The 13,501-nt window shown below is 40.7% G+C and carries 11 protein-coding genes; 6 read left to right on the forward strand and 5 right to left on the reverse strand.

What is annotated here, in order from left to right:
• Positions 1 to 227: 227 nt before the first annotated feature.
• On the forward strand, positions 228 to 560 hold the full coding sequence (locus AAA970_RS07425; protein WP_338237709.1) for a DMT family transporter: 333 nt from the start codon (positions 228 to 230) through the stop codon (positions 558 to 560).
• Positions 561 to 742: 182 nt separating this feature from the next.
• On the opposite strand, the gene AAA970_RS07430 is transcribed toward AAA970_RS07425, so the two are convergent.
• Positions 743 to 1,237, reverse strand: coding sequence for a hypothetical protein (locus AAA970_RS07430; protein ID WP_338236574.1), 495 nt, complete (start codon positions 1,235 to 1,237; stop codon positions 743 to 745).
• A 265-nt stretch (positions 1,238 to 1,502) separates the two neighbouring features.
• On the opposite strand from AAA970_RS07430, the gene AAA970_RS07435 reads away from it, so the two are divergent.
• The gene (locus AAA970_RS07435; RefSeq protein WP_338236575.1) at positions 1,503 to 1,895 is read left to right on the forward strand and encodes a hypothetical protein; all 393 of its coding nucleotides are present in this window, start codon (positions 1,503 to 1,505) and stop codon (positions 1,893 to 1,895) included.
• A gap of 388 nt (positions 1,896 to 2,283) precedes the next feature.
• On the opposite strand, the gene tyrS is transcribed toward AAA970_RS07435, so the two are convergent.
• On the reverse strand, positions 2,284 to 3,582 hold the full coding sequence (gene tyrS, locus AAA970_RS07440) for a tyrosine--tRNA ligase (RefSeq protein ID WP_338236576.1): 1,299 nt from the start codon (positions 3,580 to 3,582) through the stop codon (positions 2,284 to 2,286).
• Positions 3,583 to 3,744: 162 nt separating this feature from the next.
• Here tyrS and AAA970_RS07445 point away from each other — a divergent pair, with 162 nt between their 5' ends.
• Positions 3,745 to 4,026 (forward strand): DUF427 domain-containing protein, encoded by a 282-nt coding sequence (locus AAA970_RS07445; RefSeq protein WP_338236577.1) that lies wholly within the window; start codon positions 3,745 to 3,747, stop codon positions 4,024 to 4,026.
• A gap of 790 nt (positions 4,027 to 4,816) precedes the next feature.
• Positions 4,817 to 5,290, forward strand: coding sequence for a hypothetical protein (locus AAA970_RS07450; protein ID WP_338236578.1), 474 nt, complete (start codon positions 4,817 to 4,819; stop codon positions 5,288 to 5,290).
• A 270-nt stretch (positions 5,291 to 5,560) separates the two neighbouring features.
• On the opposite strand, the gene AAA970_RS07455 is transcribed toward AAA970_RS07450, so the two are convergent.
• Both AAA970_RS07455 and AAA970_RS07460 read right to left on the reverse strand, forming a co-directional pair.
• A complete protein-coding gene (locus tag AAA970_RS07455) occupies positions 5,561 to 6,166 on the reverse strand; it encodes a hypothetical protein (protein WP_338236579.1) in 606 nt (201 codons plus the stop codon).
• 39 nt (positions 6,167 to 6,205) lie between these two features.
• Positions 6,206 to 7,018, reverse strand: a complete 813-nt coding sequence (locus tag AAA970_RS07460; RefSeq protein ID WP_338236580.1) for an ion transporter — start codon at positions 7,016 to 7,018, stop codon at positions 6,206 to 6,208.
• Between the two features lie 108 nt (positions 7,019 to 7,126).
• On the opposite strand from AAA970_RS07460, the gene AAA970_RS07465 reads away from it, so the two are divergent.
• On the forward strand, positions 7,127 to 7,576 hold the full coding sequence (locus tag AAA970_RS07465; protein WP_338236581.1) for a UPF0158 family protein: 450 nt from the start codon (positions 7,127 to 7,129) through the stop codon (positions 7,574 to 7,576).
• Between the two features lie 361 nt (positions 7,577 to 7,937).
• On the opposite strand, the gene bglX is transcribed toward AAA970_RS07465, so the two are convergent.
• Positions 7,938 to 10,280 carry a beta-glucosidase BglX gene (bglX, locus tag AAA970_RS07470; protein WP_338236582.1) on the reverse strand — a complete coding sequence of 781 codons (2,343 nt, stop codon included), beginning with the start codon at positions 10,278 to 10,280 and terminating at the stop codon, positions 7,938 to 7,940.
• Positions 10,281 to 10,802: 522 nt separating this feature from the next.
• On the opposite strand from bglX, the gene AAA970_RS07475 reads away from it, so the two are divergent.
• Positions 10,803 to 13,499 (forward strand): helix-turn-helix and ligand-binding sensor domain-containing protein, encoded by a 2,697-nt coding sequence (locus tag AAA970_RS07475; protein ID WP_338236583.1) that lies wholly within the window; start codon positions 10,803 to 10,805, stop codon positions 13,497 to 13,499.
• Positions 13,500 to 13,501: the final 2 nt, after the last annotated feature.

The raw sequence follows: 13,501 nt of genomic DNA on the forward strand, positions 1-13,501 counted from the left end.
TGGGGTTGATCGGAGAGATTGAGCTCCAAGCTTAGCCAAAATGGGGGTATTTAAAATTATCAAATCTCATTTATTATGATATTCAGGGGGCTAGGATGGTTTAATGAATTAAGTGGTGAACCCTTCAGGTTTTGCTATTTTGCTTAAAAAAATTGATAATCATTTGGTATGGTTGCAGTTGTTTGGGATGATTTTATCAAATTGCAGCTCTAACAAAAGAATTGCTCATTATGCGGTGGATATTTTTAACGATATCAATTATTTCCGAGGTTATCGGAACCAGTGCCATGAATGCAAGTGAAGGGTTTACAAAACCCCTGCCTTCTATCATCACCGCAGTAGGGTATGGCGTTGCTTTTTATTTCCTGTCATTGACTTTGAAAGAAATTAATGTCAGTGTCGCTTATGCTATATGGTCCGGGGCTGGGATTGTACTTTTGGCCATCATTGGGTATTTTTGGTTTGGTCAGCAATTGGATTTAGCCTCCATTATTGGAATCGGCTTTATTATCGCAGGGGTAATCATTATTAATGTTTTTTCCAACAGCGTTAGTCATTAAGTCGGATATTGTCGGATTAAATTTTTATTGAGCGGCAAGGCTGGGATATTTGAAGATTAGTCTTACCATTTGATCTTTACCATCGAGGTAAAGGTATGAGGGAAAAGCAAGTTCGGCCAAATAATAATAAATAGCATAGATCCCCTTCAATGGTGCTTATCGAAGGGAATTTATTTTTGCGCCTATTTTTTAATGTTCAACCTTACCTTTTCAGATTCAGCTTCATAATTAAGGTAAGAAATCCACCAACGCCCCTTCTTGAAAACCATTTCATATACACTGACTCCGCGGGCAATTTCTCCTTTTCCCTCAACAGAAGCACCGTAGGGCTGAAAAACTTGCGCGATATGCCCGAAAGATTTTACCTCCGTTTCAAAGGCGTATTCTCGAAAGCCATTAGCGCTATAAAAAGGTTTGGTCCGTTCAATGAATTCCTCTACTGAAAATGATTGATGAATTATGCTGTCGCCTTTTAGCCGAATGGCATGAAGTTGGGCGTCTGGTGTGAATAAATTTTGAAATCTTTCCCAATCCCGTGGTTCTCCCTTTTTTCCGGAGATGGTTTCCAGTAAGGCCAGTGCAAGCTTTTCGGGATTTTCGTAATCTTTATTTGAGGGATTTTGTCCCATTGAAAGAAGGGGGAAGGACCAAAATATAATAAAAAGTAAGGATTTCATTAAGCGGTTTTGAATAAATGGAGTCATGTGGGTGTTTATAGACTGGTTATGTTTAGTTTTATTCTTTTTTGAATATTTTTGGGAAATTAAGTTTTATACCAAGCTTCCGTTAAATACAGCGGTCAGAATTATTAAAATCTGGGCAGACATTTATCTCTGCAATCCGCTAATGGATCTGCAGGGGATTTCAAATGAATTCACCTGATGTAAATATAATGGAGAGCGGGAGATATTTTTAGGAGCGTGAAATTATTATTAAAAAGATATGACATTTAATCAGGGTGTTTTTTCTAAGCGGTGGGTGGTTTTGAGTTTCGTTATTTTTGTAGCGGTGGAGTTATTTTTGGGGAAATATTTGGCTGAAATGTTAGCAGGCAGAATTGTTTCGGTCAGTTTAAGGTACCAGCTTCAGGGTGGACTGAATTTGATCAGTTATTTATGCGGAGGTTTTATTATTGGGATTATTTCTCCGGGAGTCCGGATTTTAGAACCCGCAGTGGGCGCTTTTCTGGCGGTTGCCTTGATGCTGATAGTATCCGTTTTTACGCCTTATTCTTTTATTTATTTTAGTTTGAGCAAGCTTCTTATCGGAGGAGGAATAGCCTTTTTTCTGGCCCTGATCGGAGCACATTACGGAGAACGATTAATGGGGAATTAAATGCAGAAAAGCCGGGGGAGATTTCGTGAGGGAAAAATTTAGGGCCTTGGGTGATGATTTTTCTCGAGGACTATCTTCTTGATAAATCGGTCTTTCAGGGGGGCTTATTATTATTTGGGTAAGCGAGGTGCTTTATTGAGGGGGATAAAGTAGTCCTCTGGAGGCCAACATTTTTAGCGGAGTTTTCGGGCTATCCTTATACAGGTTCTGAATGGGCTATAACCTCTATTTCCACCCGTGAGGTAGTGATGGATATTTTTATCTCAGAATTTTGGCTGTTAAAAACTACAAGTTGCAAATTGTGGACTATTTTCCACAACCATAAAAAAACCACGACTTTCAAAGCCGTGGTATTTTGATTATTTCCTTCGGAGGAAATTTCAATATTTTATGCGTTCACCTTCAACAGGTAGTAGTTTTTCTTTCCTCTTTGCATCAACAAATATTTGTCCTGCAATAAACTAACTTCCACTGCGCCGTTAGGATCAGCAATTTTATTTTTGTTGATTGATACTCCACCGCCTTTGATCATCTTCCGGGCTTCCCCCTTTGATGGGAATACTAAGCCTTCGTAAGATACCAAATCAGTATAATTTTCAATTGCTTCGAAATCCGCCTTGGAAATCTCCGCTTGGGGAACGCCCTCGAAAACAGCCAACAAAGTATCTTCATTCAAGGAAGCTAAGTCCTCAGTGGTCGATTTTCCGAACAAAATTCCAGTAGCCTTAATCGCCATGTCTAGTTCATCCTGTCCATGAACCATACGGGTTACTTCCTCTGCCAGACGTTTCTGCAAAATCCTGGTGTGTGGAGCCTCTTCATGCTGAGCAATCAGCTCATCAATCGTGGCTTTATCCAGCGTAGTGAAAATTTTAATATTTTTCTTTGCATCATCATCGGCAACATTCAGCCAAAACTGATAGAAAGCGTATGGCGAAGTACGCTTCGGATCCAGCCAAACTGCACCGCCTTCGGTTTTCCCGAATTTGGTCCCGTCAGATTTTAGCAATAATGGACAAGTAATCGCAAATGCTTCTCCCTGCGCTTTACGGCGAATTAACTCTGTACCGGTGGTGATATTCCCCCACTGATCAGATCCACCCATTTGCAGTTTCACGTTTTCGTGATTATATAAATGAAGGAAATCATATCCCTGCAAAAGCTGATAGGTGAACTCAGTGAAAGACATGCCGTCTCTCGCTTCACCAGTGAGTCTTTTCTTTACAGAATCTTTGGACATCATATAGTTCACCGTAATATGCTTTCCAATATCACGGGCGAAATCCAAAAAGCTGAAATTCTTCATCCAGTCATAGTTGTTCACTAAAACTGCTGCATTGTCAGTATCAGAATCAAAGTCCAAAAATTTGGCCAGCTGATTTTTGATGCTGTTCACATTATGCTGAAGAATTTCTTCCGTCAAAAGATTTCTTTCTTCCGACTTTCCTGAAGGGTCACCGATCATACCAGTCGCACCACCTACCAAAGCATATGGTTTGTGGCCTGCTTCCTGAAAATGTTTCAATAACATCACCCCAACAAGGTGACCGATATGCAGGGAGTCTGCTGTAGGATCAATGCCTAAATAACCGGCAGTCAACTCTTTATTCAGTTGTTCTTCCGTTCCGGGCATTACATCGTGAAGCATGCCTCTCCAGCTTACTTCTTCAACAAAATTCTTCGCCATTGTCTTTTAAAAATTCAATTATAATATAGTCTGCAAATATAGGTTTTTTTGGGAAATCCGAGCGTCTACATTGTGGATTATCCAAACAAATATTCCACTTTGAAAGGATTTTTTCGATCTAAACTTTTGAACATTCAGGCCGTTGGCAAAAATAAAAACTTTATGAAAGCCATTTGGAAAAATCAAATCATTGCAGAAAGTAACGAGACCAAACTGGTAGAGGGTAATCATTATTTTCCTGCCGAAAGTGTGGTACAGCAATTTTTAAAACCATCGGGCACGCATACCAGCTGCCCCTGGAAGGGGCAGGCCTCCTATTATCATGTGGAAATAGAAGGAGAGGTCAATACCGATGCGGCCTGGTATTATGAACATCCGAAACCTGCGGCGGAAGAAATTAGAGATCATGTGGCTTTTTATAAGGGAGTGAAAGTTGTAGAATAGTTTAGAAATTTCCCACTGGATTTGGTGAGTTACACGGAGGCGTTACAGTTTTGAGCATGTTTAAAAGCACATCGTCTGTCTGCAAAATCGAATTATTGGAAGCGATTTTGGATAATTTCTCATCAAAAGCGCTGCTATTCTCTTAAATTAATCGGGTATCGCTTTTGCAATAATTCCAATTTTCGTTACGAAACTGAGCTTTTGAATATGCTCTTATTGGATTGGAAAACAAGTCGCTTTTTCGGGTTGGGTATATTCATTAGGAGCAAAATAGGATTCAACCAAATCGCCTGTCTAAAATTTGGTTATAGGGTGGTTGAATTTTTTGATTGAACCGTTGCGCTTTCCAACGGCTCTCTCTTTGGCCTATTCAAAATCAAAGTAATTATTTGAAGGCGTAATTATCGATAGGATAGTATGGGGGTTGAATTTTCTTTCCCTCTACATGGAGTAATATATGGGTGGCTCCGTGTTAATATAAAAAAGAGCGCATTCTCCTTCAGAGTAATTAGCCATGAGGCCCTGTGAATCGGTCTGACTTCATTGGGGTAATTTGCGCTTGCCTATGTGTTTTCGAACTAAATTTTTAATTTTTTTTTGGTCCTCGGCATGTGGGTTTTAAGCTAAACGGAGTCGTTTTAAGAAAATTCCATGTGCCTGTTGTTGCATTTTTCGAAGTGTGGTTGATATGATAATTTATTTTTTAGGAATAAATACCTAAATTATAACCAACTTATTATCAATCAATAGTTGAATATTGATTCAAAGATTATCAACCAACCTACTTACAATGCATAAAATTTTACAGCATTACCGGACAATCGGATTAGGATTGATCGGCATTTTTTTGGCGCTCTCTCCCTTAAAAGCTCAGGAATTTTCGATGGTGACCATAGAAAATATCCGACAAATCCCACCAAGATATGAAGTAGTAGATTACGCTACCTGGATTCAAATTAATGGATCAGAATTGGTGTACCGTTTCAAAGGGAAGACCAAAATCTTACAATTGGATGCAGAACAAATGGCCCACTTGGCAGAGTGTTTAGATCAGGGACGTTTTTCCGGGGTGAATAAAAATTGGAACAAAAAAGGGATGCCTACTTTCACACGTGTGAGCCGGAAGGTGAATAATATGTCCGAAGAGTGGATCCTGGAAGGAATGGAGGGAGATGGCCGGTCTGTGGATTTTTTTCTGGAAGTCCTGAATAATATTTTGCCTGAAGAGGTTGAACTGGTGGTGGAGCAGGCGGTATCACTTTAGGGTGGCTTATTCATTCTTTAAAATTAAATGCCCAAAAGCGGATGATTTTTAGCTTAAATGGTTCATGAGCATTTCTGATTCGGGATAGCTTGAAGCCTCCTTTTTCATCCGCTTTTTTTTTATCAATAATCCCATTAGGATAGGCTGCATTCATTGCCGGGAAGGGAAGCTATTGCACGGTGTTCAGCATATTTTTTGAAGGCAATATCGGAATACCGGGGCAATTTTGGATTATTTCTTATTTTAATTCCGTTGGCTTTTAAACATCCTCTAAAGCATGGCCTCTTGCCAATTAATATTTTCACATTCCAAATTCATCAGTTCTACTTTTTCATTCACCATCCATAAAATTTGGGCGGCATAAGAGGAATCTGCCTTTTGTCGGATGGAAATTTTCGCCAAGGAGGTGTGGACGCGTTTTTCAAGCTGCCATTTCTGCAAGTCAAAGGCTTTAGGGATGGAATCATTGGTAGACATCCGGCTGCTAAAGAAGTAAGGTGCTTTAACAATAGCATAGTCTGGGACACTCCGGGATTGGAGTGGCTCAGGCCATGATCTTTTGTTGGGGTAATAGTGGGTATAATCACCACTAATCGTTCCCTCCTGATCAGCGAAGAGGTAAAATTCTACATAATAGCCATTTTCCTCAAATGTCCTGCTATAGTGTCCTTTTTCCATTCCTTTGGTATAAAGAGTGAGCTTATAGGCCCGATCACTTCCATAAATTTCATCAGGTGATATTTTTGCTAAAAATCCGATGGGATAATGGGCACAAAGCTCCTGATATTTGGCGATTTCGAGGTAGTCTTTTTTCCCTGGAGATTTTGAACAGCCCAAAAAAATGGTCAGACTAAGGAGCAGTAATAAATTCTTCATATTCTGGCTTAATGTTTTTCTTAAATACGAGAAGCAAGCCTAGGAGTGTTCATGAAAATCTTTACCGCAATGAGGACAGGTATGTTTTGAACCGGTTTTATTTTGTTTTTTTTCCTTATGGATTTTTTCCATAAAGCCCGCAGAGATGAGTCCGGTAGGTAATGCAACCAGGCCAATCCCAATGATGGCAATCATTCCACTAATAAATTTTCCCAAGCCGGTAATGGGATAAACATCTCCGTAACCCACGGTTGTTAAAGTGGCTACCGCCCACCAGAATGCCGCCAAAATGTTTGGGAAAGCCTCAGGCTGATGATGTCCTTCCGCGTAGAACATCAAAAAAGAAGCAATTACTAATATCATGATGGTTAAAAAACAGGTCATGTATAGCTCATTCTTTTTTTCGGAGATTACCTGGAAAATTAAGTCGACAGAATGGGTGTAACGGTTTAATTTTAATACCCGAAGAAAACGAAATAGTCTTAATATTCTCAAAAACCGGAGATCAATAGGAATGATTAGTGGCAGATAAAAAGGCAATATGGAAAGGAGGTCCACCATTCCATAGAAAGAAAAGATAAATAGGAATGCTGATTTCCAATTATTCGATGCAGGATGGGTCATGTCAGCAATGTAAATTCTCATTACGTATTCCAACGTGAAGATGATGATGGAAAAATATTCGATGGCCTGAAAAAGCAGGGAGTATTGTTGCTGAAATTCCGGTATGGACTCTAAGATGAGCGCACCGATATTTATGAAAATTAGGCTCATGATGCCGTAGTCAAAATATTTATTGATATCAGCGCCATGGGTTCCTTTTTGCAATAAATTATAGCTTAATTGTTTCATGTTGGGGAAGGTGAAATTTTCCCACAAAATGATTATTATTATATAAAATTGAAAAGAATTGACATGATTTTCAATAGTATGCTTTTGTGAATCAAAATTTGGGTAAATATGGAATTGACAGCATCACAGATAAATGGTATTTGGCAGGAATTGGAGATGGGCCTGGAACGTCTCTTTTTGCATAAAGCAGATGGGCGTTTGATTAGATTACCTTCGCAGGAGCTAATTGATAATTCATGGGATGAAGAAGAGATGGAAGAACTAAGAGGCAATTATGATTTCGTAGAATTTGAGAAAAACCCGGATGATTTTTTTGAGCTGGAGCCGATGGATAGCCGGGAGAGTTATGAAGTGATGCTTTCTTTTGTTGAGGGGCGAAATGGTGAAAATCAAAGAAAAATGTTTGATATTTTGGAAGGAAGAAGGCCTTTTGCGAAGTTTAAAAATTTTCTTTCTTATCATCGGGATTTGCAAGAAGATTGGTTCAAGCATAAAGCAAAATGTTATGCAGATTATGTGAAGGCTCAGGTAGAGGACTTTAATGATTGGAGGAAATAAGCATGGATGTGAATTTTGGCCTTTTTCTTCTTGAAAAAGGCCTTCCTGGGAGAAAATGAACAGGAGAAGTGTAGATGCTCCCTGTTCCTATTCGTTTTAGTTAAAATGTCGAAAATGAAATAGCTTTCTTTTTTTCAGTTTTTTCAAAGGAAGCTGATGATCTAATTTACTGAAATTGGCTCATGGATTTAATCATATTGCTAATTGAGGGTTTAAGTTTGCATCATTCGGCTTGAGGGTTCGAAATTGCCAGGAAAGGGCAGTTTCTAAAAAGTCAAAAAAAAAATCCATCCCACTGAAAGTCGTGAGATGGATTCAAAATAAAGAGATTATGGATTATACTTGCCTTTTCAGGCACTTATTAATTGTTCGCGTTTTCTACGTAGCGGAAAGAAGCCGCATTGTTGATGTCCGCTGAGTTAGTACCAATCCACAGGTTGAATTTACCTGCTTCAGGTGCTATCACATTGTTGAACGTTAAGAATTCGATAGTTGATTCATCGATACTGAACTCGATTGTTTTAGTTTCACCAGCCTTGATCATTACTTTTTCAAAACCTTTCAATTCTTTTACCGGACGGGTCACAGAACCTGCGATGTCACGGATGTAAAGCTGAACGATTTCCTCACCGTCTAATTTAGAGGTATTGGTCACCTCAATAGAAGCTGTGATATTGCCCCCTTTAGAGAATTCATCAGAAGAAAGGTTCAAATTTTTGTACTCGAAAGATGCGTAGCTCAAACCAAAACCGAATGGGTAAAGTGGGGTGTTAGGTACATCTAAATAAGTAGATTTGTAATCTGCCCATTTTGCTGGATCCTCCGGACGACCGGTGTTCTTGTGGTTGTAGTAAATTGGGATTTGACCAACGTTGCGTGGGAAAGTCAAAGTAATTTTACCTGATGGGTTATAGTCACCGGAAATTACATCAGCAATCGCATGTCCCGCCTGAGTACCTAAATACCAGGTCTCCAAAATGGCATCCATATTTTCTTCTTCCCAGGAAAGATCCAAAGGACGGCCACCCATCAAGACCAAAGTGATAGGCTTATTTAACTCTTTCAATGCACGCAATAATGCTTTTTGTGATTTTGGAAGGGTGATATCCGTACGTGAAGCCGCCTCACCAGTCCATTTCCAGAATTCACCTGCTGCTACGATAATTTCGTCCGCATCCTGAGCTACAGCAAGTGCCTCTTCAACTTTTGCCTGGATTTCTTCCGCTGTTTTTGCATTTTCTGCTTCAATCTTACGAGGTAGCGTAGCGCCTTGGGCGTATAGGAAATCTACTTTAGATTTTTTATAAGCAGCCATTAGACCTTCTTCCAGAGTTACCGACTTTTTACGGTCTCCCTTAATCGCCCAGTCACCATTCAAAGACATGCGCTCTTTTACGAATGGCCCAATCAAAGCAACTTTTTTCTTCTCTTTCTTAGCCAATGGCAAGGTATTGTTTTCGTTTTTCAACAATACAATTGAACGCTGCGCGTTTCTTCTTGCTTCTTCAAAGTATTCCGCTTTTTCAATGGTAGCGGCCTCGCGCTCCTCATCCATATAGCGGTAAGGATCTTCAAACAATCCCAGGATAAATTTCAATTCTAGAATACGAGCAGCGGCCTGATTTACATGATCTTCCGTAATTTTACCTTCTTCAATCAATGCGCCAACGTGCTTGATAAATGCAGCGCCGTTCATGTCCATATCGATTCCGGCATCCAAAGATTTTTGTGCAGCTTCTTTCAAATCTTCTGCAAATCCATGGTCCACCATCTCATTAATCGCCGTGTAATCGGTAACTACTGTTCCGCGGAAATCCCACTCACCACGTAAAACATCGGAGTACAAATATTTTGAACCCGTACAAGGTACGCCACCAATTTCATTGAAAGAAGTCATGAAAGTCGCCACTCCGGCGTCAATGGCCGCCTCGAAAGGAGGGAAATAAATTTCGCGAAGTGTTCTGTCCGACATGTCCGTCGTGTTATAATCACGTCCGGCTTCAGCGGCGCCATAAGCCACAAAGTGTTTTGCTGTTGCCAACATGGTGTTAGGCTGATCGAAATCTTCCCAGCTTTCGATACCCTGGAAGCCTTTAACTCGTGCTTCTGCTACTTTTTTTCCTAAGTAAACGTCTTCACCAGCTCCTTCCATTACGCGGCCCCAACGTGGATCGCGGGAAGTGTCAATCATAGGCGCGAAAGTCCAGCTGATACCAGCAGCGGTACCTTCTTCGGCTGCAATTCTTGCAGAACGCTCCATCAATTCCAAATCCCAGGAACAGGATTCCGCCAAAGGAATAGGGAAGGTGGTTTTATATCCGTGGATAATATCCGCAGCAAAAAGTACCGGAATATTCAAGCGGGAATTTTCAACCGCATATTCCTGCAACTGGCGAAGGCCCTTGGCACCAAATACGTTGAACATGGAGCCCACCAGGCCCTTCTCCATATATTCTTTATAATCATCCTGAATGGCTGGGCCAGTTACCGCAGTTTTACCTGGGAACTGCGTCATCTGACCAATTTTTTCTTCTAGTGTCATTAAAGCCAATAAGGAGTCTACCTTAGCTTCAATGGTGGCATCTTTAGAATAAGATTTCCAGTCACCCGTGTGGGCTAGGCTGGATTGTGCAGTAGCGGAAAATCCCACTCCCGCAGCCAATGCTGTTGCAGCAATCAGCGATTTAAGTTTATTGATTTTCATATAGAAATGTATAAAGGGTTTAGCCGTAAATATGATGTCTGACCGCAAAGCGAAATAGGATGCTTTGCCTGTTTTTCCTGACCTTACAAAGATGGAGTAAAAAGGAGGCTTTCCATATTTTAGTCCCCCTACAAAAGCCCTTCATGCTTGTGTTTCCTGGTATTAGCTTGTTTAGCAGGCTTTTGATTAGGATTTGATTTTATGTGTAGGGGTGCTTGTAGTGGTAAAAACACAACAAAATTCAGCGCATAATTTTCAGTAAAGAGAAAAAATGTAGATTTTTGCTTTTGCCTTATTAGCGCAGGTTTTCCTCTGGTAAATGCTGGATCGGGTAATTTGAATGAGGTTTTGGGATAGTATTGATTTTTATATTTATGTTGGCTTGTGGATATTTGTAGCATGATAAATAGGAGGCAATGGTGTGAGGGATTTATATGGTATGGAGTTATTATTCCATTACTTTTTTTCACTTGTATTTTTGAAGCGAGCGCAGAAACTGTAGAAATTTCCCGATCCCCACGCATGCAAAATTTCAATAAACTTGCGTATGGGGCTGCTAATCAGAACTGGGATGTGGCCACTTCCGAGGCAGGTTATATTTATTTTGCAAATTCTGTAGGCCTGTTGCAATACGATAGTAAACGATGGGAGCTTTTTCCCACGAAAGAAATGCTGAGGGCGGTGATGCCTGTAAATCATTTGATTTATGTCGGCGGAAAAGATATCCTGGGATACTATGAAGAGACGCATCAGGGTTTGATTTATCATGATCTGACTGAGCTGATCGATTTTCAGGATGAAATCTGGAAAATTATCCCGGTAGCTGAGAAAATTGTATTTCAATCCTTCAAAGCGCTATACATTTATGATGGCAAGCGTATTCGGCAACAAAATCTGACGGGAAATTTGACTACCTATGCTTATGGGGTTCGCGATCACCTTTATTACCATGAGTCTCATGGGGCTTTGGTAAAAGTGAATTTGGAAGGAGGGCGACAGGTTTTTGAAGAGCAAATGCTGAAGCAGTGGAAGGTGAAGTTTATTTATGAACTTGAGCAAGACCAACTATTGCTGGGGACCTTGCGCCATGGCTTGTTCTTATATGATCAGGAAGGAATAATCCCTTTGGATAATGAACTTTCTGAGCTCCTGAAAAAATATCAAATCAATAAAGCCATTCCCTTGCCCCAATTGGGTTGGTTTGCTTTTGCCACCATGAATCAAGGGGTGCTGATCGCGCATTTGGATGGTAGGATTCGTCATCATTTAGATACCCAGAATGGGCTGTCGGATAATCGGATTCATGGCCTTGCTTATAAGAATGGCGCCCTATGGGTTGGAACGGAAAATGGTATTTCTCAGGTAGTCCTGGATGATCCGCTCTATTTTTTTCATGATCCCCTGGTACAGTTGGGCGCTATCGAAGATGCAATAGCCTTTGATGGACATTATTATATTGGGACGAATCAGGGCGTTTATGTAAGTGACGGCGCCTTGGAGGACCCTGATCATCGGCTAGAATTAATTCCGGGAACGGATGGGCAGGTTTGGAAATTTTCCATTGTCCATGGGGCGCTGTTTTGTGGGCATAATGATGGGGTGTTTCAACTCCAGGGGAAAGTTGCCAGGAAAATTTCCTCCCGTGGCGGGGCTTATCAATTAATTGCGCCCCGGGACAAAGAGGATTTAATGATCACCACAGGGTATCGGGGATTGGAAGTCTATCAGAAATCTGAGGGGGATTGGAAGCATCTTCGATTCATTCCCGGCTTTGATCAGGTACTTCATTATCTGTTGCCGCTGGAGGATGGGAGCTATTTGGCTTCCGGACCTAATAAAAATTTGTGGCAATTTCGATTGGATGAAAAATGCGTTAAAATTTTAGAATTAGAGGATTTGCGGGTAGATGCGCAACTGAAAAATTCGGGGAATTTAAAATTGGATTTTTGGGCCGGGGAGGCCTTGATTATTGACAAAGATTCGGTGTTTCGATTCAATCAAGACGGAATTTCCGCCGGGCCTGAAGAGTTGCAGGGGGTGCAGGAAATCTCAGCTCGCAATGGGGATTTTCATTTGTTGAATCAAAGAGGGCAATTGGTCCTTTGGGATTTGAAAAAAGGGCAGCGGGTAAGCTTGCCCAAGCATGTGGAACGGCAGGCTGATCTTCAGATTTTTGGTAAAGAGAAACTGATTCCATTTGGGGCGGCCTTATTTTTTATCCCGATCGAAAAAGGATTTGAGATTTTGAATGTTGCCCAATTAAATGACGGGACTACTCCTGCCTATGCACCGGTACTGAGAGGTATTTCCTGGAAGAATGAGCGGACGGATGAATTTTTTGAAAATATTGAGCAAGATGAAATTCCTTATGCATACAATTCCGTGAATCTTCGTTTCACGGATTTTAACTATTTAGAGGAAGTTCCCTATGAATACCAACTATCGGGTTATCATCAGGAGTGGATGCTTTTAGGTGGTCAGGAGAATTTGACTTTTGGTAACTTACCCGCCGGGCAATATCAGTTTCTTTTGAGGAATCCTGCAGGGGATGTTTTTCCTTTAACGGATTTTGAAATTTCACCTCCCTGGTATAAAAATTCATGGTCGATCTTATTGTATGTGATGTTCCTGATCAGCTTGATTGGCCTGGCCTGGAAATGGCATCAGCTAAGAATGCGCAAGCTTACTTTGGAGATGTTGCAGCGTAAGCGAATGCTTTTGAAGCAACAAAGGCAGGAGAATGAATGGCGTTTAAAAGAAATGGAGCGTTTGCAACTGGAAGAAGAGGTTTCGGAAAGTAATCGGGAGCTTTCTCGTATCATGGCCCGCCATGGTAAAAACCGGGAGTTGATCGGAAAACTGCGTGAGGAGGTAAACAAACTTAAGGATAAGGGGAACATCGGCCAAACAAAAGCGCTGACTAAGCTGCACGATATTATTGATAATAATTTGGATGAGGTTAAGGATTGGCAGGTATTCGAATCGGCCTTTAATCAAAAACATGCTAACTTTTTCACCCATTTAAAAAAGGCGCATCCTCAGTTGACGGCCGAAGATTTAAAACTTTGTGCTTACCTGAAAATGCACTTAAGCACCAAAGAGTTGGCGCCCATTTTTAATATTACCCCTAAATCAGTAGAGGTAAAGCGTTATCGTTTGCGAAAAAAGATGGACCTTCCGAAAGAGAAGAGTTTACAGGAGTATTTGGATAATTTTTAAAG

Origin of the sequence: Persicobacter diffluens (assembly GCF_036244895.1) — a bacterium.
GTDB lineage: Bacteria > Bacteroidota > Bacteroidia > Cytophagales > Cyclobacteriaceae > Persicobacter > Persicobacter diffluens.

Bases quoted from the DNA above. Each gene is read 5' to 3' on its own strand.
- AAA970_RS07465 (WP_338236581.1), top strand. From the start codon at position 7,127: ATGGAATTGACAGCATCACAGATAAATGGTATTTGGCAGGAATTGGAG.
- tyrS (WP_338236576.1), bottom strand. From the start codon at position 3,582: ATGGCGAAGAATTTTGTTGAAGAAGTAAGCTGGAGAGGCATGCTTCAC.
- AAA970_RS07455 (WP_338236579.1), bottom strand. From the start codon at position 6,166: ATGAAGAATTTATTACTGCTCCTTAGTCTGACCATTTTTTTGGGCTGT.
- AAA970_RS07435 (WP_338236575.1), top strand. From the start codon at position 1,503: ATGACATTTAATCAGGGTGTTTTTTCTAAGCGGTGGGTGGTTTTGAGT.
- AAA970_RS07475 (WP_338236583.1), top strand. From the start codon at position 10,803: ATGCAAAATTTCAATAAACTTGCGTATGGGGCTGCTAATCAGAACTGG.
- AAA970_RS07445 (WP_338236577.1), top strand. From the start codon at position 3,745: ATGAAAGCCATTTGGAAAAATCAAATCATTGCAGAAAGTAACGAGACC.
- AAA970_RS07460 (WP_338236580.1), bottom strand. From the start codon at position 7,018: ATGAAACAATTAAGCTATAATTTATTGCAAAAAGGAACCCATGGCGCT.
- bglX (WP_338236582.1), bottom strand. From the start codon at position 10,280: ATGAAAATCAATAAACTTAAATCGCTGATTGCTGCAACAGCATTGGCT.
- AAA970_RS07450 (WP_338236578.1), top strand. From the start codon at position 4,817: ATGCATAAAATTTTACAGCATTACCGGACAATCGGATTAGGATTGATC.
- AAA970_RS07430 (WP_338236574.1), bottom strand. From the start codon at position 1,237: ATGAAATCCTTACTTTTTATTATATTTTGGTCCTTCCCCCTTCTTTCA.